We start from the raw sequence: 19650 nt of genomic DNA, 5'->3' as shown, positions 1-19650 counted from the left end.
TTTTATGCGTCTTTATATTCTACTTTTTCATTTTTAAATAATAATGCAAAAAACAATAATACACCTATGGCAAAAAGTGCTGGAAATTCCCAAACATCAAGCCAATCATGCGTTCCATCTGCCAATACATTTTTATCTACTATTTGTCCTGCAACCCAAAACCCAACTAACATACCAATACCATAAGTTGCTAATGTAATTAAACCTTGTGCTGCACTTTTTACTTTTTCGCCAGCCTTAGAATCTGTATATATTTGACCTGACACAAAGAAGAAATCATAACAAATACCATGTAATGCAATACCAATAACTAACATAAAAAACAAGTCTCCTGCGTTACCAAATGCAAATAATGCATACCTGATTGCCCATGCTAACATACCGAAAATGATGGTTTTCTTGAAACCATATTTTTTGAAAAAGAAAGGTAATAATAGCATAAAACCTACTTCGGAAATTTGCCCTAATGCAGCCCAAGCTGTTGAGTTTTCAACTTTATATTCAGTTAAAAACGGACTTATATTTTGATAGTAAAATGCTAAAGGAATACATATTAATACTGAAGACACAAAGAACACTAAAAAGTTTCTGTCCTTTAATAATTTTAAAGCATCTAATCCTAATATATCCTTGATAGTCACTTTTTCATCTTTCGAAACACTTGGAGGTGTTTTTGGTAAAGTGAAACTAAAAACTCCTAAAACTGCTGAAGCAATAGCTACCATTGTAAAGGTATTAGACAACATGCCTTGACCAATATTTTCAATAGAATCCCATTTAAAAGCAAAACTGATAATTAATCCAGCTAAAATCCATCCAATAGTTCCAAAAACACGTACCATTGGGAATTGTTTTGCAGGATCATTCATTTGATTAAATGACACAGAATTCACTAAAGCTAATGTTGGCATATAAGCTATCATATAACCTAAAATGTAGGGATAAAACGTTGCAAACTCTGTAGATTGAGACATTTGATACATTAAAAATGCGCCTACTAAATGCAAAACTCCTAATATTTTTTCTGCATTAAAAAAACGGTCTGCAATTAAACCTATAATAAAAGGAGCAATAATGGCTCCCCATGATTGTGTTGAATATGCCATTCCTGTTTCTGCTCCTGAAGCACTTAGGTTATTCCCCATAAAAGAGCCTAAGGTTACAAACCATCCTCCCCAAATGAAGAACTCAAGAAACATCATAAAAGACAATTGGAATTGAATTGATTTTTTCATCTATAGTTTAGTTAGTTGTTTTAAAAAAATGAATTACTCAATTGTCTTAGCAGATTTTAGTAGTAAATCTCTAGTTGCTATAACACCTTCTTCCTCACCTAAATTATTACCTTCATATTCTACACCAATAAATCCTTTAAACCCAGAATCTTTAATTATTTTCAACATTCTTTCATAATCAATAGTCGTTTCATTTCCATTTTCATCAAAATCAAATGCTTTAGCACTCACTCCTTTTGCATAAGGCATTAATTCTGCTACACCTTTATATATGTCATATTGCCCAGTACATTCACCGCCCCAACGATCGCCAGTATCTCTTGCATAACAAAAGTTTCCAAAATCTGGTAAGGCTCCACAATTGTTATAATTTATTTCTTTTAAAACAGCAACAACTTTATCGGCTTCAGATGAACGTCCACCATGATTTTCAACAATAACATTTAATCCTTTGGTAGCAGCATATGCTGCCAAACGACCTAAACCATCTACAGAATTAGCATGCCATTGTGCGGCATCTTTTTCTGCCTCACCGCCAAATAAATTTACTCGAACAGAAGAGCAACCTAATTTGGCAGCTGCATCAATCCACATTTTATGTTTTCTAACAGCCTCATCTCGCTCTGCTTTATCATTAACGGCCAAATCTCCTTCATGGTCAATCATAATTAATACATTCTGTATATTATTAGCTTCACTATGTGATTTTAATTGAGCAACAATACTATCTAAACTAGCTTGTTCGTTACCTTCTTCTAATTTGTACAACTGACTTACATACTCTACCCCTTCAAAACCTAGTTCTTTTGCTTTTTTAGCAAAATCGTAAACATCCATAGTTTTATCATCTCTAATTGCCTTATGAAAAGACCATTGTGCTAATGATAATTTAAAAAACGGTGATTTTTCTACCACTACTTTAGACTCTTCCTCGTTAGCTTTTTCTTTTTTACCATCTTTACAAGCAACAAAAAATACAAGTGATAATGATAAAATGGCAAAAACTATTTTCTTGAAATAAATATTTAGTTTCATTTAATTAATTATTTTAGTTAGTTAATTTAATTTGAAATTTATAAAATTGAATAATTCTTATTGTTTATAATTATTCACTGAAAGAATTTAAACAATGTTAAGCTCATTTTTTTTAAACCAATACAGAATGTTTTAGCCTATATTCAATTGGAGTGCATTTTTCATGCTTTTTAAAAACGGTAGAAAAATATTGACTTGTAGAAAATCCGCAAGTAAATGCAACCTCAGCAACACTCATCTTTTCATTCTCTATTAAAATATCCTTTGACATTTTAAGTCGTTTAATCATTAAATATCGCATTGGCGTTAAGTTAGTTAACTGTTTACAATGATATGTAAACCTTGTTATTCCAACGCCTGCAGACTTAGCCATATCTTCAATAGTCCAAGCCTCTGATAAGTTGTTGTCAAGCTCACTTAAAAACAATTTCACACTTCTAGAACTATCTGTAAGTTGCTCATTTAACTCAACCTCATCTTCTATCAACAAGTCTAAAAGTAGGATTAGTAAGTAATTAATTAACAATCGTATTCTAGAGGCATTATTCCCTTCAACATCTGTATCAACAGCTTTACCTATTCTTTGAAAACAGTCACGTATTCGTTTATCTGCTTTCCATAAAATTCTTTCATTATGCCTCAATATCATGGTAAGCTTTTCAAGATCTGATGGAGCCAACATAATCCATTCTGGCCAAACCCAATTTTGATGTGGTCGCCTAACATCTAAGTCCAAAATAACCCAGTAAAACTTGCCCATACCAATTGACGGACTCCCTACTTTGTGCGCTTCCCATGGCCTTGTAATGGTTAAGTAGTTAGGTAAAAGATCCATTTCTTCATTCTGCTGAGCATAAGGCATTGTACCAGATTCAAGAAAATGAATTTCTATACCTTCATTTCTATGCCAGTCTAAGCCCCAATCTTGCGGTTCATTAGCATCCCAATAACCTACACTGTTTAACCCTAATGTGTCATCTGTTAATCGATCACCAGGATAAGTATACCTGGCAAGAGCTTTAAATTTAAGTTTTCTTCTCTTTACAGCGTCAATTAAAGGTAAACAGGTGTCCGCTTGGTAAACAATACCGTCTGCCTCAAACGGTGTTATTTTTTGTACATTTATCTTCACTGAAAAAAATTAAACATTATTAACATGCAAATTACTTAATTTGGCATGAAATGTATAATTATATACGCCTTAAATTATTAAATTAATAAAATTTTAAGTCTAAATGAGCAATATTAATTTTAAAGTTTCTGAAGAAGAATTTGATGCCATTGTCGTTGGCACTGGTATATCTGGTGGCTGGGCTGCCAAAGAACTATGTGAAAACGGCTTGAAAACATTAGTTCTTGAACGTGGAAGAATGGTTAAACATATTGAAGATTACCCAACAGCCAATATGGATCCTTGGGATTTCCCAAATGGGGAAGAACCTACACGAGAGACGAAAGAGCGCATGTACAAACAACACCGAACTGGTTACGTAACTAGAGAATCGCGTAAGCATTTTTTTGTAGATGATATAAAACATCCTTATAATGAAGTTAGACGTTTTGATTGGATTAGAGGCTATCACGTTGGCGGACGCTCATTAATGTGGGGAAGACAAAGTTACAGACTTAGTGATATAGATTTTGAAGCTAATAAAAAAGAAGGTATTGCTGTAGATTGGCCAGTACGCTATAAAGATATTGAACCATGGTATGATAAAGTTGAAGAATTTATTGGTGTAAGTGGTGAGAATTTGGGTTTAAAACAGCTTCCAGACCAAAAGCTATTAAAACCTATGAATCTTAATTGTGTTGAAGAACATTTGAAAGGAAAAATTGCTGAGAATTTTGATGATGGTAGAGTTTTAACTATTGGAAGAACAGCTCATATTACAGAAGGCTCAAAACCTGGTTTAGGAAGAAGCACTTGTCAATATAGAAATAGATGTATGAGAGGCTGTCCATTTGGCGCTTATTTTAGTAGCAACTCATCTACATTACCAACGGCTGAAGCAACAGGTAATATGACTTTAAGACCAAACTCTATTGTTCATGAAGTTATATATGACGATATCACAAAAAAAGCAACAGGCGTTAAAGTAATTGATGCAGAAACTAAAGAAACTACTATTTACAAAGCAAAAGTAATCTTCTTATGTGCTTCAACTGTAGCATCGGCTGCTATTTTATTGCAATCTAAATCTGAACGTTTCCCAAACGGATTAGGAAATGATAGTGGTGAATTAGGACATAATATTATGGATCATCATTTTAAAGTAGGCGCAAGCGGAAAGGCTGATGGATTTGAAGACAACTACACAAAAGGAAGAAGAGCTAATGGTATTTATATTCCGCGATTTAGAAATTTAGGAGGAAAAACAGATGTTAAAGATTTTAAAAGAGGCTATGGCTACCAAGGTGGAGCATCAAGATCAAGTATTTCTGAATTAGTAGCAGAATTAAAATATGGCCCTGAATTAAAGGAAGCAATTTTAAAACCGGGTGAATGGAATGTTGGACTTTCTGCTTTTGGTGAAACACTTCCAGACCATAGCAATAGGATGTATTTAGATTATGAAAAGCTTGACGAATGGGGTTTGCCTACGGTTACTTTTGATGCAGATTTTGGTGAAAATGAACTTGCTATGCGAAAAGACATGAAAGAGCAGGCCGTAAAAATACTTGAAGAGGCTGGATTTAAAGATGTTCAAGGTTATGACAGCATTGAAGGAAGAGCAATGGGATTAGGCATACATGAAATGGGAACAGCGAGAATGGGTAGAGATCCAAAAACTTCTGTTTTAAACAAATACAACCAAATTCATGCTTGTACTAACGTATATGTGACAGATGGATCTTTTATGACGTCTGCTGCGTGTCACAACCCTTCTTTAGGTTATATGGCTTTTACAGCAAGGGCTGCGAATCATGCCGCCGAAGAATTCAAAAAAAATAACGCTTAAAACTTTAAAAATGAAAAGAAGAGAAGCTTTAAAAAATTTAGGATTAGCAACTGGTTTTTTTGTTGCAACACCTACAATCGTTAGCCTTTTGCAAAGTTGCACAAGCGATATTAAAACTTGGACACCAGACTTTTTAACCTCAGAGCAAGGCGTTGTTTTAACTAATTTAGTAGATATCATTTTACCAAAAACAGAAGGCTTGCCATCTGCAACAGAACTTAATGTGCCTCAATTTATTGACAATTACATTAATAAAATTATGGATGATGAAGATCAAGAAAAAATAAAAACAGGCTTTAATAATATTATTGCCGTTTTAAAACCAAATACTGACGATAACATCAATAAGGTTACACAAGAAGATTACAAAGCACTACTAGATAAATATATGCTAGTTAAAGGTGAAGTCGACGAAGAAAGAGAGGCTAATCCAGATTTAGAAACAACTAAAGCAGAGTTTTTAAATAACTTAAAATGGATGACCATTAACTCTTATGTTACAACAGAGCAAATTGGAGAAAACGTATTGGTTTACGATCCTGTTCCATCACAATATTACTGTGGTGACTTACAAGAATTAACTGGTGGAAAATCTTATTCTTTGTAAATGAAACTTTATTCAACCATAATCATCGCGTTTGTTTTTGCATTATTTTTAAGCTGCAAAGATAAAACTGAAAAGAAAACTGAAACAGATACAGTTATTACCGAAACTACTGAAAATTGGAAATCGTTATTTAATGGAGAAAATTTAGATGATTGGTTAGTAAAAATTAATGGTTATGAGTTAAATGATAATTACAACAACACATTTAGAGCCGAAAATGGTGTTATCAAAGTTTCCTATGATAAGTATGATAACTTCACTAATGAATTTGGGCACCTATTTTACAAAACTCCTTTTTCTAATTATAAATTAAGACTTCAATATAGATTTATAGGCGAACAAGTTAAAGGTGGTGAAAGTTGGGCTACTAAAAATAGTGGTATTATGATACATTGCCAATCTCCAGAAAGCATGTTAGTCAATCAAGGATTTCCACTTTCTTTAGAATTTCAACTACTTGGTGGTGTTAATGAAAATGAATCTCGCCCGTCTGGAAATTTATGTACACCTGCAACACATGTGGTTATGGATGGTAATTTAATTACAGAACATTGCATTACTGCAGATTGTAAAACCTATTATGGTGAAGAATGGATAACTGCAGAAGTTATTGTAAATAATAATGATTCTATAACACATTTTATTGATGGCATTCCAGTTATCTCTTACTCAAATCCAACAATTGGTGGTGAGTATTTAGACACAACTTCTAAAGAAATTCAAGCTAAAGATGGGCAACCATTAACAAGTGGCTATATATCACTACAAAGTGAAAGTCATCCCATAGAATTTCGAAACATTGAAATACTAGAATTATAACTTTTCTTAACTTTAAAACCGTTTCAAAATGAGCAAAAAATCTTCTATTAATAGACGTTCATTCATAAAAAAAACAGCTTTAACAACCTTAGGAATTTCTATTATTCCGAGGCATGTGATGGGAAAAGGTTTTATTGCACCAAGTGATAAGTTAAATATTGCAGTTGTTGGAGCTGGAGGAAAAGGATATTCAGACATGATGAATGTTTGGAATAATGGCGCATCGAATATTGCTGCTATTTGTGATGTAGATTGGAATAGAGCCGCACAAGCATTTAAACAATTTCCTGAAGCAAAACAGTTTAAAGACTACAGAAAACTTTTAGATGAAATGAGTGACATTGATGCTATTACAGTATCAACCCCAGACCACACTCATGCTGTAATTACGCTTGCAGCAATGCAACTAAATAAAGATGTTTATGTGCAAAAACCATTAACTCATAGTATTCATGAAGCTAGGGTGCTTACTGAAGCTGCCAACAATTATAAAATAGTTACCCAAATGGGAAACCAAGGTGGCTCTGGAAAAGGTGTTCAAACCATGATAGATTGGTTTGATTCTGGAATAATCGGAACCGTAAATCATGTAGATGTTTGGACCAACAGACCTGTTTGGCCTCAAGGTATAAAAACACCAACCGACAAACCTGCTATGCTAGATAATTTAGATTGGGATACTTGGATTGGACCAGCAGAATGGGTAGATTATCACCCATTATACCATCCATTTAAATGGAGAGGTTGGTGGAATTTTGGAACAGGTGCACTTGGCGATATGGGTTGTCATTTAATGGATCCGCCTTACAGAGTTTTAGGCTTAGGCTACCCTACTGAAGTTGAAAGTAATGTTGGCTCGATATTTACCCAAGATTGGACACCCGATTACTATCCAGAATCTTGTCCGCCTTCATCCAGAACACAATTAAAATTTGAAGCTACAGATAAAAACCCATCACAAGTTAAACTAAATTGGACTGATGGTGGATTAAGACCATTCCACCCAGAACTCATTCCTGCAGATCATTCTATAGGCGATGAAAATAGTGCTAATGGTGTTATAATAATGGGTGAAAAAGGAATAATGACTTGTGGAACTTATGGTAGAAATCCTAAAATATATCTTAATTCAGGAGAAATCATTTTACCTAAAAATAACACAGAAGAATCAAGCTCTTTACCAGAAAATGGACACCACACAAAATGGGTTGAAGCTTGTAAAGCTGGATTTGGAAGCGAAGAACATAAAGCTCTTACCTCTTCTTTTGATTTTGCTGGTCCACTTACAGAATCTATTTTAATGGGCAACTTAGCCATAAGAAGTTATAACCTAAGAAACGAAACTAAAAATGGATTTGAATATCCTGGTCGCAAAAAACTACTTTGGGATGGTACAAATATGAAAATAACAAACTTTGAACCAGCTAATCAATTTGTAAAACGTGAGTATCGAGAAGGCTGGAAACTAGACTAAAAAATATTTTATCAACTATACTAACAAAAAACCCTTTTTAGAATAAAAACTAAAAAAGGGTTTTGCTTTTTGTGGGTTTATAAAAATTATTCTGGAATATATTTTCTCCATTAAAAAGTAAACTTTAAGGGAAAATAATTCTCATTTTTACAGCGCATTTTACACATAAACTCTGAAAAATTAGTTAATTTTACCATAACACTTTCTTTAAACATAGATGTGTTTTTAAAAATAGATTTTATTTAATATTTTTTATTACTTAACTAACCCTAAAAATAAAAAAGTGAAAATATCAAAAAAATCGATTAACGTCATATTAGCTATTATCTTTTTCATTTTTGCATTAGTACAGTTAAATGATCCAGATGCTATTATTTGGTTTTTGATTTATGCAATTGTAAGTTTCATTTGCATCTATTCAAATTTCAAAATCGTTCCTAAAAAAATTCTCGTTGCTGTTATTATACTTTTAATTGGGTATGCTTTATTTCACCTCTCTCTTTTTATAGACTATTTAAAAACTGAACACAAAGAAGAGCTTTTCGGTGAAATGGTTTATCAAAAACCTTACCTTGAAGGATCTAGAGAATTTCTTGGTCTATTATTAGCTGCTTTGGGAGTTTTTTATCAATTAAAAAGACCTAAAGAAGTTAAATAGATTATGGTTTCAAAAGTAAAACAAGAACAATTTACAGAGCTTGTTAAATCAAAACTAACTTCAACAGAGTTAGAATGGGTTAATGAGAAAATGGCTATTGTTTCAGACTTAGAGACAGCTTCTAAATTCAATGTGTTTTTTAGTCTAGTATCCAGATTTATTTCCAATGAAATTGTTCCTTGGAAAGTCAACGAAAAAGAAATTTTAGAAAATATTTATCCTGGATTTAGCAAAACAGAATGGACAAAGCAAGATTTAACACGCAGCTTATTAATGACTGCTTTAGATGTTTCAGTAAATAAATCAATATTAAATTCCTTTTTTCAAATAGCTGAAATGAAAGAGCAAGTAGCTCTATATAAAGGCTTATATTTTTTAGAAAACGCAACAGAATTTCAAGATCAATTTGCAGAAGGAATTCGCACCAATATGGCAAACGTATTTGACGCTATAGCTTCGGGTAATCCATTTGCTCAAAATTATTTAGAAGAAGAAGAATGGAATCAATTAATTTTGAAGTCCTTTTTTATGGGTAGAAAAATTTATAATATTCAAAATATAGATCAAGGAAAAAACAAGCATTTAGCTAACATGCTACAAGATTACGTTAAAGAACGTTGGGCAGCAGGAAGGCAAGTCTCTTTAGAAATATGGCGAATGATTGATGGCTATCTTCGTGAGGATATAAAAAAAATATTTTCAGAAAAACATTTTGAAGGCACAGAAAAAGAGGTTATCACAGAACTTTTAGAACATAACAAACCAATATCTCAAGAATATTGGAATACAATTGGAAAAACGAATTAAAGTAAAATAGTATGAATTATATAGATCCGCACATTCACATGATTTCCAGAACCACTGACGATTATGAGAACATGAGAGCCGCTGGGATTGTTGCCGTTATAGAGCCTGCTTTTTGGCTTGGTCAAGCAAGAACTAATGTAGGATCTTTCAAAGATTATTATAGCACATTAGTAGGTTGGGAACGATTTCGAGCATCTCAATTTGGCATCAAACACTACTGCACTATGGGTTTAAACTCTAAAGAGGCCAATAATGAAGCTGTAGCAGACCAAGTTATTGAAATTCTACCTCAATTTATTGCTAAAGAAGGTGTTGTTGCTATAGGAGAAATTGGATATGATGACCAAACTGATTTAGAAGACAAATACTTTAGAATACAGTTAGAATTAGCAAAAGAGTACAATTTACCTGTTTTAGTTCATACTCCTCATAGAGATAAAAAACAAGGAACATTAAGAAGTATGGATGTTGTTGAAGAGCATCAAATACCACCACATTTAGTTCTTATTGATCATAATAATGAAGAAACAGCAAAGGCTGTTTTAGATCGTGGCTTTTGGGCAGGATTTACCATTTATCCAAAAACAAAAATGAGTAAGAAAAGAATGGTGGAAGTTGCTAAACAATATGGCTCAACAAAAGTAATTGTTGATAGTTCTGCAGATTGGGGAGTTAGTGATCCTTTATCCGTTCCTAAAACAGCAGCTTTAATGCTAAAAAAAGGTGTCTCAAAAAAAGATGTAAAGCAAATTTGTTATCAAAATGCTTTATCTTTTTATAGTCAAAGCGGACAGTTTAATGAATCTGACTGGACGCAGGAAACAACAATAAATCAAGCTGATCTTTTGGGTGGAAACTCGGTTTTAAGAGGTCAAGAAGCTAAAGAAATTAGTTTTAAAGGCAATAAAAAATAGAATATATGAAGACATGGTCTGCTATGTTACTAATTATGCGACCAGCAAATATTATAACCGCAATTGCCGATATTCTAGCAGGAATAGCTATTGCAGGTTTTTTTGCTCCTGAAATTTTAAATCAGCAAATTGTTTTTCAAATCATTTTATTAAGTATTGCTACAGCTGGTTTATACGGAGGCGGTATTGTTTTTAACGATGTTTTTGATTTATATCTAGATAAAATAAACCGACCAGAACGTGTAATCCCTAGCGGACGCCTTAGTTTGAATAAAGCAAAAACTCTAGGTATTGTTCTTTTTTTATTAGGTATAATTGCAGCTTTTTGTATTTCAATATTTAGCGGATTTATTGCTATTACTACAATGATTTGCGCCTTAATGTATGATAAATATGGAAAACACCACACTTTTTTAGGACCTATAAATATGGGACTATGCAGAGGTTTAAATCTCATTTTAGGCATGAGCATCAACCCTGAATTAGATCCAAAATATTTCTTAATTGCTATATTACCAGTAATATTTGTTTCAGCAATAACCTTAACTGCTCAAAAAGAAACAAAAGGTAAAAACAAATTAGCTATTGGCCTAGCAATGGTATTAGACGCCTGTATTGTAGTTGGCTTTTGGATAATATCGCAGCATTTTAACTTTTCAATTAAAAACACTTTTATTTTTCTACTGCTTTGGTATGCCGTTAATGCAATTTCAAAATTAAATGCTATTGTAAATAATAGCCCAAAATTAATTATGAAAGCTGTAAAAATTGGAGTGCTGTCACTTATTCCACTAAACGCGAGTTACGTGGCAGGATTTAGCTCAGTATATATAGCCATATTAGTGCTATGTTTACTTCCAATTTCATTATTTTTATCAAAAAAATTCCCAGTCACTTAATAATGATGAATCAAAAGAAAATTATTAAACAATCCTTTCAGGTTAATTTCGATTTTAATCTTATTTTCACAAGTAAGCTATTTGAAACCGATAATAATATTCTTGTAGATTTGCTTAGTAGCAATTCAACATCTAAAACAAAAGCTATTGTCGTAGTAGATACTGGAGTTATAGATTCACATCCTCAATTAAAAGAAGATATTGATAATTATTTTAAACAGTATAATGATTCAATAACTTTAGAAGGATCTGTTTTAGAAATACCGGGAGGAGAACAATCTAAAAACGATGAAACCTTTATTCAATCTATCTTAGAAAACATTAACACCTTCGGAATCGATCGTCATTCTTACGTTATTGCAATTGGTGGAGGCGCAGTACTTGATGCTGTTGGTTTTGCCGCTGCAATTGCACATAGAGGCGTTCGATTAATACGAATTCCAACAACGGTTTTATCACAAAACGATTCAGGAATTGGTGTTAAGAATGGTATCAACTATTTTGGAAAGAAAAATTTCGCAGGTAGTTTTGCTGTACCATTTGCTGTTATTAATGATGATTCATTTTTATCTACACTTCATGAACGTGATTGGCGTTCAGGAATTTCAGAAGCCATTAAAGTAGCCTTAATAAAAGATTATTCATTTTTTGAATGGATAGAATCAAAAGTTAGCGACTTAAACAATAGAGATAAGGACGCTATGAACGAGTTGATTTATCGTTGTGCCGATTTGCATATGAAGCACATTCAAAATTCTGGCGATGCTTTTGAGCAAGGTTCATCAAGACCTTTAGATTTTGGTCATTGGGCAGCTCATAAATTGGAACAACTATCAAACTTCGAAGTAAGGCATGGTGAGGCAGTCGCTATTGGTATTGCTCTTGATAGTACTTATTCATATTTAAAAGGCTATTTAAGCAAACCTGAACTTGTTCGTGTTTTAGATTGTATTATAGGTTTAGGTTTTAATATTTCATACCATCAAATGAATGAGCAAATTATTAAAGGTCTGGAAGAATTTAGAGAACATTTAGGTGGAAAACTAACCATTATGCTACTTAAATCTTTAGGAACTGGTTTTGAAGTTCATGAAATGGATAAAAATATTGTACTAGAATCTATAAATTATATAAGTTCATACCATAGCAAAAAAATTGCCATATAATGATTATTGAAAACGATGCGCATCTTACATATTGCACAAATATTCACCCTGGCGAAACTTGGGAAGAAGTCTTTGATAATTTAAAAAATTATACGCTTAAAGTAAAAAAAAATCTAACTCCAGAAAAACCATTTGGAATTGGACTGCGATTATCTCAAAAAAGTGCAACAACATTATTACAAGATAATAATTTATTAGACTTTAAAACATGGCTCGATAAAAACGGATTATACGTTTTTACCATGAATGGATTTCCTTTTGGTGAATTTCATAATACCGTTATTAAAGATCAGGTTCACACACCCGATTGGACCACCGAGGATCGTGTAAATTACACGCACGACCTAATGAAAATATTAGCATACCTACTTCCAGATAATATGGATGGTAGCGTTTCAACATCACCTTTATCTTATAAATATTGGTTTGATAAGCAGTTAGACGTAGACAAAACCACAAAAAAAGCTTGCCTATCTTTAATTAAAATTGTTTTACAATTAGTTGATATTAAAAAAAATACAGGCAAATTATTACATCTGGACTTGGAACCCGAACCTGATGGCTTTTTAGAAAACACCCAAGAAGTTATTGATTTCTATAACGATTATCTTCTAACAGAAGGACTTTTAACTCTTCAAAATGAATTAAATTGTACTTCTGAAGCAGCGAAAACACATATTCTAAATCATATACAAATTTGTTATGATGTTTGTCATTTTGCATTGGCTTATGAGAAACCAAAATTTGTCATTTCCAGTTTACAAAACGAAGGTATCAAGATTGGAAAAATTCAAATTAGTGCTGCAATAAAATGTAAGAAGTCTAAAGTGGTTTCAATTAGCACACAACAATCATGCTTACGCCAATTTGATGAACCCACTTATTTGCATCAATCTGTTGTTAAACTTGATGATAGTTTAGTTCATTTTTCAGATTTAAAAGAAGGCATAAATCTCATGGATGCTCCTAATTTCGAAGAAATTAGAACACATTTCCATGTTCCAATTTTTATTTCCGATTTTCAAGTTCTTGAATCAACTCAAAACGATATTATTGATGCTCTTAAACTTTGGAAAAAAACAAAATATAGTAATCATCTTGAAGTTGAGACCTATACATGGTCGATATTACCTGAGCATTTACAAACCGATATTACCAATTCAATTATTAGAGAATTAGAATGGGTAACTAAACAACTATAAAACTGCATTAAATGAATCAAACTGTTGTTATTAATATTGTAGGCTTATCTAACGCATTGCTTAAGCATAAAGACCTCTTTTTAACACAATGGATTGAAAAAAAACAACTAACTAAAATAAAACCAGTACTTCCTGCAGTTACATGCGCTGTTCAATCAACTTATTTAACAGGAAAATGGCCTAAAGATCATGGTATTGTAGCAAATGGTTGGTATTTTAAAGATGAATGTGAAGTGAAATTATGGAAACAATCAAATCATTTAGTAGAAGCACCTAAAATTTGGGATATGGCAAAAGCTATTAATCCAGACTTTACTTGCTCAAATATGTTTTGGTGGTACAACATGTATTCAGGCTCTGATTTTAATGTAACTCCTCGTCCTCAATATAGAGCAGACGGACAAAAAAAACCAGATTGCTACTCGAAACCTGAAGAGCTTCGAGATAGGCTTCAATTTAAACTAGGCACGTTTCCATTATTCAATTTTTGGGGACCAAACACTACCATAAAATCTACAAAATGGATTGCCGATGCTTCAAAATTAGTCCACGATTGGCATGAACCAACTTTACAATTAATCTATCTTCCTCATTTAGATTATGTGCTACAAAAAAACAATAATGACGATATCATTTTAAAAGACCTAAAAGAATTAGACTTGGTTTGTAAAGACCTTATTAATTTCTATGAATCGAAAGGTGTGCAAATTATTCTTTTATCAGAATACGGTATTAATCCTGTTAAGGCACCTTTTCATATCAATCGTCTTTTAAGAGAGCATGGCTATATAAAAATTAGAGAGGAAAATGGTTTAGAATTACTCGATTCTGGTATTAGTGATGCTTTTGCAATGTCAGACCATCAAATAGCTCATGTTTATATAAACGACAAAAGTAAGCTTGAAAACATAAAAGCCTTACTTGAGAACTGCGAAGAAATAGATTTAGTTTTAGATGAAGAAGAACAAACGAAACATCATATAAATCATCATCGATCTGGTGATTTAGTTGTAGTCGCAAAAAAAGATTTTTGGTTCACATATTATTACTGGCTTGATGATAAAAAAGCGCCTGATTTTGCTAGAAATGTAGATATACATAAAAAACCAGGATATGACCCAGTAGAATTATTTACAGACCCAAAAAAGAAATTTATGCTCGGTAGAATTGCCTTTAAATTGCTAAAAAAGAAACTTGGTTTCAGGACTATGCTAAACGTTATTCCTCTAGACGCAACGCTTCCTAAAGGATCACATGGTGCTATAAATATAGATGAAGACTATTACCCATTATTCATTCACGATAAAGCAGAAACTAAGATAAATAGTCCTGCTGAAGCAATTGATGTTTGTCAAACAATTCTTGATTATGTTTTTAGAAATGACTAAAACAGTCTAAAATTGAGTAAAAAATTAATCTTTCAACTAAAAATTACTCTACAATAAATTTTCCTTTCATTAAACCTGAATGTCCAGGAAAACTACATAAAAAATCATAAGTTCCAGCTTCAGGAGCATCAAACTCAATTGAAGAAACTTGACCTCCACCTATCAAATCTGTATGTGCAATAATATCGTCTTGAGAATCTTTTGGTATATATTTATTGTCTCTTTCTGTAGCTGCTTTTGCTGCAAACCCAGAAAGGTCAACTCCCTGTTTCAGAATAACTACATTGTGCCCCATTACATTAATGTCAAGTTTACCAATATGTCTTAAAGTTAGTTTTACTTTTTGACCAGCTTTGGCTTTAATTTCCTTGATATTATATTGCATTAGGTCGTTTGATGTTATTACTATATTAGCAACATTATCATCAGCTTTATTTGATTCTGTTTTTTCAGTTGTGCTAGTTTTTTCATAAGTAAAACCTTCTTTCTTTTTCTCTTCTTTACCTCCACAATTAAACATTAATGAGGCTAATAAAATAGATAGTAACTGAATTTTTATAATTTTCATATTCAAATTTTGATTTAGTTTTTATAATATATAATCTGTACTTATAAAGTTAGATATTTTCTTATCTAAAAGTTCATTTAATATCGCTTTATTATACTCATTATCTTTTGAAGCCACAAAAGTTCTTATTGAAAACGAACGTAGTGCATCATGCACACTTAAAGTACCAAAGGCAGAATCTTTTCTTCCTGTAAAAGGATAAACATCTGGACCACGCTGACAAGAACTATTTAAATTTACTCTACATACCAAATTCACTAAAGTATCAATTAATGGCGCTAATGTATTTACATTTTTACCAAATAAACTTACTTGTTGACCATAATTAGATTCTGCCATATCATCTAAAGGCTCTTCAATATTTTTAAAAGACATAACTGGAACTACAGGTCCAAATTGCTCCTCTTTGTAAACTTTCATATCCTTACTTATTGGATACAAAACTGCTGGAAAAATAAAATTATTGGTAGTTTCACCTCCTTTTTTATTTAAAATACTTGCACCTTTACTTAAGGCATCATCAATAAGTTCTTGAATATATTTTGGTTTATCAACTTCAGGAAGCGGTGTTAATTTCACACCTTCTTCCCAAGGATTTCCAAATTTAAGCGCATCAACTTTAGCTGAAAAACGTTTATTAAATTCGTCTGCTATAGATTCATGTACATATAATACTTTTAAAGCTGTACAACGCTGGCCATTAAATGACAATGTTCCTGCTAAACATTCACTTACAGCTAAATCTAAATCGGCATCTGGCAAAACAATAGCTGGGTTTTTTGCCTCCAAACCTAAAACCATACGTAACCTATTACCTTTTGGGTGTTGTGACTGTAATGCGTTTGCAGACTTACTATTACCTATTAATGCTAAAACATCTATTTTACCTGATTGCATAATTGGCGTTGCCAAAACACGACCACGACCATAAATAACGTTTACTACGCCTTTAGGGAAACTACTTTGAAAGGCTTCTAATAATGGTGAAATAAGTAAAACTCCATGCTTTGCAGGTTTAAAAACCACTGTATTTCCCATTATTAACGCGGGAATAAGCAATGTAAATGTTTCGTTAAGCGGATAGTTATAAGGCCCTAAACATAATACAACTCCAAGTGGACCTCTACGTATATGTGCATATACACCATCATTTTTTTCAAACTTTGCAGAGTCTCTATCTAACTGCTTGTAATCCTCAATTGTATCGTATATGTAATCAACTGTTCTGTCAAATTCTTTTTCAGAATCTGGTAGGTTTTTACCAATTTCCCACATTAAAAGTTTTACCACTTCTTCACGCTTGGTTTTCATTTGCTCTACAAACTTTTCCATGCATTTTATACGTGCTTCAACTTTCATTGTTGGCCATAAACCTTGACCTTTATCATATGCACTTAAAGCGGAACTCAAAGCCTCCATAGCTTCGTTTTCTCCTAAATCAGGAACAGTTCCTAATAATGTTGGTTTGTAATCTTCTGTTGATGATATTGTTGAATACACCTCGCTAGTAGCTCCATTCCAAGTTTTTAATTCTCCTGAAACTAAATAGCTTTTTTGATGTAAAAGCGATGTGATTTTATATTGCTGAGGGATTTCTGTTATTGTAGAATTCATAGGTTATAATATTGTATTGTAACTATAGCTAAGATACTTAATATTTGATTAAAATTCATGCTAACAGGACATTGAGCTTTTAAAAATATCATATTCTTAACATTCTAATAATAAGTAAATAAAATCTTTAAAACTCAAACGTTTGCGATAAAACAAAAGGGATAAAATGTTTAATTAAAACCAGCTTTTAAACTAAAAACTGAAATAAATCTGGCTTATCATTTAGATAATCACCATAAAAATTACGTGTTTTCATTTTGGTAATTAAAGGCTCTAAATCATCCGCAGATTTTAACTGAATACCTACGACAGCAGAACCATTTTCTCTATTTGTTTTTTTAGCATATTGAAAGTAAGTCACATCATCATTTTCACCTAAAATATCAACCACAAACTCTTTTAATGCTCCTGCACGTTGAGGGAAATTTATAATAAAATAGTGCTTTAAATTAGCATATAGTAAAGCGCGTTCTTTTATTTCTGGAGTACGTGTAATATCATTATTACTACCGCTAACAACACAAACCACGTTTTTACCTTTTATTTCTTCAGCATAGAAATCTAATGCAGAAATACTTAATGCTCCGGCAGGTTCTACCACAATAGCATCTTTATTATAAAGTTCTAAAATAGTTTCGCAAACCTTACCTTCAGGAACAGTTAACATGGCATGCAAATTTACTTTACAAATTTCAAAATTTAAATCGCCTACGCGTTTTACTGCAGCACCATCAATAAATTTTTCAATATGTTCTAACTCCGTGTTTTTATTGTTTTTTATAGAAACAGTCATAGATGGAGCTCCTTCTGGCTCAACACCAATAATTTTTGTATTTGGAGATAATGCTTTAAAAACAGTTGACAATCCCGCTGCTAATCCGCCACCACCAACAGCAATAAAAACATAATCTAAAGGCACATCGGTTTGTTCTAAAATCTCTAAACCTATTGTTGCCTGTCCTTCAATAACTTTTTCATCGTTAAAAGGATGTATGAATGTTTTCTTTAACTCATTACATTCTAACATAGCTGCATGGTAAGCATCATCGAAAGTATCGCCTACCAATTTTATTTCTATGAAGTCTTCACCAAACATTTTAACCTGCTCAACTTTTTGATTAGGTGTTGGTGCTGGCATATATATTACCCCTTTTATCTTTAACAATTTGCACGATAAAGCAACACCTTGCGCATGATTTCCTGCGCTAGCACAAACTACACCATTTGAAGACTGTACCTCTGTTAGAGAACTTATTTTATTGTAAGCGCCTCTAATTTTATAAGAACGTACTTGCTGCAAGTCTTCACGCTTTAAAAGTATATTAGCATTAAATTGTTTTGAATATCTTAAGCTAGGGCTTAAAGGCGTAACTGCCGATACTTTTTTAATGGTATCGGCAGCTACTTTAATATTATCTATACTAGGAAAATATGTTTTGTTTTCCTTATTCATATTTGTTTTCTAGTTTATACTATTTAGAACTTGTAACTGACATCTTCCCTCTAACTTCGTTTAATCTCATTGTCATAGAAATTGCATTGTTTTTAACCCATTCATCATATTCTTCTATAGCTTTTAATCGCAAATCATTATCTAAATATCCTTCTTCAACCATTTGCATAGAACTTGCGACTTTAGACCAAATACCAACTTTTGAACTAAAATCAGAACGATGCTTTTCATAATGTTCGTCTGAATTTATTTTTTCAATATCATTCATTCCTATTTCTTTTAATAAATGAGACAAATCATCAGCAATTGCATTATTCATCCCTGCATCTTTCCTCCATTTTAAAAAAATTTTATAAAAAGATAGCATACTTTCAGGCGGCTTAGGTTTCCACTCTAATTTATCATGATTGTAATCTAGAATAGAAATTTGTCCGTTTGGTTTTAACAAGGACTTCATTTTTAACAACGCATCCTTGGGGTTAGCTAACCACTGCAAAACCCTCGCTGAAACTATTAAATCGAATTTTTGATCTAATTCAAAATCAAAAATATCACAATGACTGAGTTGTAGGTTTTGAGTATTTTTATAAGTTACCTTACCACTTTCTATAAATTTCGCTGTGTTATCTATGCCAATAACTTTCCCTAAAGGACCTACAATATCTGCTATATCTTTTGTTATTGCACCAGTTCCACAACCAACATCTAAAACAGACATCCCTTTCTTCAAAATAGATTCAAGATTTCGGTAGTCAACTTTTAAACTTCTATTATCAAAAATCCTTGATGCTTCTTGTCCATCTCGTTCTATGTACTTATTATTTTGCATCTTGGAAATATTCAATAATAAC

18 protein-coding genes are annotated in these 19650 nt (G+C 32.3%); 11 read left to right on the top strand and 7 right to left on the bottom strand.

Annotated features, from left to right (window positions below):
- Positions 1 to 2 precede the first annotated feature (2 nt).
- From BT151_RS06090 to BT151_RS06080, 3 genes are all read right to left on the bottom strand, one after another.
- The gene (locus BT151_RS06090; RefSeq protein WP_072400840.1) at positions 3 to 1235 is read right to left on the bottom strand and encodes a nucleoside permease; all 1233 of its coding nucleotides are present in this window, start codon (positions 1233 to 1235) and stop codon (positions 3 to 5) included.
- A gap of 33 nt (positions 1236 to 1268) precedes the next feature.
- Entirely contained in the window at positions 1269 to 2270 is a 1002-nt protein-coding gene (locus BT151_RS06085; RefSeq protein WP_072400839.1) for a sugar phosphate isomerase/epimerase family protein, read from the bottom strand.
- Between the two features lie 112 nt (positions 2271 to 2382).
- Positions 2383 to 3402, bottom strand: coding sequence for a helix-turn-helix transcriptional regulator (locus BT151_RS06080; RefSeq protein ID WP_072400838.1), 1020 nt, complete (start codon positions 3400 to 3402; stop codon positions 2383 to 2385).
- Positions 3403 to 3505: 103 nt separating this feature from the next.
- On the opposite strand from BT151_RS06080, the gene BT151_RS06075 reads away from it, so the two are divergent.
- From BT151_RS06075 to BT151_RS06025, 11 genes are all read left to right on the top strand, one after another.
- Positions 3506 to 5230 (top strand): GMC oxidoreductase, encoded by a 1725-nt coding sequence (locus BT151_RS06075; RefSeq protein ID WP_072400837.1) that lies wholly within the window; start codon positions 3506 to 3508, stop codon positions 5228 to 5230.
- 10 nt (positions 5231 to 5240) lie between these two features.
- A complete protein-coding gene (locus tag BT151_RS06070) occupies positions 5241 to 5837 on the top strand; it encodes a gluconate 2-dehydrogenase subunit 3 family protein (protein ID WP_072401017.1) in 597 nt (198 codons plus the stop codon).
- The gene (locus tag BT151_RS06065; protein ID WP_072400836.1) at positions 5838 to 6656 is read left to right on the top strand and encodes a 3-keto-disaccharide hydrolase; all 819 of its coding nucleotides are present in this window, start codon (positions 5838 to 5840) and stop codon (positions 6654 to 6656) included. It abuts the gene before it with no gap.
- Positions 6657 to 6684: 28 nt separating this feature from the next.
- Positions 6685 to 8130, top strand: a complete 1446-nt coding sequence (locus BT151_RS06060; protein WP_072400835.1) for a Gfo/Idh/MocA family protein — start codon at positions 6685 to 6687, stop codon at positions 8128 to 8130.
- 283 nt (positions 8131 to 8413) lie between these two features.
- Positions 8414 to 8788 carry a transmembrane 220 family protein gene (locus tag BT151_RS06055; RefSeq protein ID WP_072400834.1) on the top strand — a complete coding sequence of 125 codons (375 nt, stop codon included), beginning with the start codon at positions 8414 to 8416 and terminating at the stop codon, positions 8786 to 8788.
- Positions 8789 to 8791: 3 nt separating this feature from the next.
- Positions 8792 to 9595 carry an EboA domain-containing protein gene (locus BT151_RS06050; protein WP_072400833.1) on the top strand — a complete coding sequence of 268 codons (804 nt, stop codon included), beginning with the start codon at positions 8792 to 8794 and terminating at the stop codon, positions 9593 to 9595.
- A gap of 11 nt (positions 9596 to 9606) precedes the next feature.
- Positions 9607 to 10509 carry a TatD family hydrolase gene (locus BT151_RS06045; protein ID WP_072400832.1) on the top strand — a complete coding sequence of 301 codons (903 nt, stop codon included), beginning with the start codon at positions 9607 to 9609 and terminating at the stop codon, positions 10507 to 10509.
- Between the two features lie 5 nt (positions 10510 to 10514).
- Positions 10515 to 11408: a UbiA-like protein EboC gene (eboC, locus tag BT151_RS06040; protein ID WP_084647871.1), complete on the top strand. Its 894-nt coding sequence runs from the start codon at positions 10515 to 10517 to the stop codon at positions 11406 to 11408.
- A gap of 2 nt (positions 11409 to 11410) precedes the next feature.
- The gene (locus tag BT151_RS06035; protein ID WP_245794729.1) at positions 11411 to 12574 is read left to right on the top strand and encodes a 3-dehydroquinate synthase; all 1164 of its coding nucleotides are present in this window, start codon (positions 11411 to 11413) and stop codon (positions 12572 to 12574) included.
- Positions 12574 to 13776 (top strand): metabolite traffic protein EboE, encoded by a 1203-nt coding sequence (eboE, locus tag BT151_RS06030; RefSeq protein WP_072400831.1) that lies wholly within the window; start codon positions 12574 to 12576, stop codon positions 13774 to 13776. The genes BT151_RS06035 and eboE overlap by 1 nt, the downstream gene beginning before the upstream one ends.
- A gap of 11 nt (positions 13777 to 13787) precedes the next feature.
- A complete protein-coding gene (locus tag BT151_RS06025) occupies positions 13788 to 15164 on the top strand; it encodes an alkaline phosphatase family protein (RefSeq protein ID WP_072400830.1) in 1377 nt (458 codons plus the stop codon).
- 43 nt (positions 15165 to 15207) lie between these two features.
- Here BT151_RS06025 and BT151_RS06020 read toward each other — a convergent pair whose 3' ends face one another.
- From BT151_RS06020 to BT151_RS06005, 4 genes are all read right to left on the bottom strand, one after another.
- The gene (locus tag BT151_RS06020; protein ID WP_143144257.1) at positions 15208 to 15732 is read right to left on the bottom strand and encodes a plastocyanin/azurin family copper-binding protein; all 525 of its coding nucleotides are present in this window, start codon (positions 15730 to 15732) and stop codon (positions 15208 to 15210) included.
- A 21-nt stretch (positions 15733 to 15753) separates the two neighbouring features.
- On the bottom strand, positions 15754 to 17346 hold the full coding sequence (locus BT151_RS06015) for an NADP-dependent glyceraldehyde-3-phosphate dehydrogenase (protein ID WP_072400829.1): 1593 nt from the start codon (positions 17344 to 17346) through the stop codon (positions 15754 to 15756).
- Between the two features lie 187 nt (positions 17347 to 17533).
- Positions 17534 to 18799 (bottom strand): threonine ammonia-lyase IlvA, encoded by a 1266-nt coding sequence (ilvA, locus tag BT151_RS06010; RefSeq protein WP_072400828.1) that lies wholly within the window; start codon positions 18797 to 18799, stop codon positions 17534 to 17536.
- Positions 18800 to 18818: 19 nt separating this feature from the next.
- Complete coding sequence (locus tag BT151_RS06005) at positions 18819 to 19628, bottom strand: class I SAM-dependent methyltransferase (RefSeq protein WP_072400827.1); 810 nt, start codon at positions 19626 to 19628, stop codon at positions 18819 to 18821.
- Between the last annotated feature and the right edge of the window lie 22 nt (positions 19629 to 19650).

The sequence above is a fragment of the Flaviramulus basaltis genome, assembly GCF_900114265.1.
In the GTDB taxonomy this organism is placed as follows: domain Bacteria; phylum Bacteroidota; class Bacteroidia; order Flavobacteriales; family Flavobacteriaceae; genus Flaviramulus; species Flaviramulus basaltis.
Note: the sequence above shows the minus strand (reverse complement) of the source record. Positions and strands in the feature narration are given on the sequence as shown.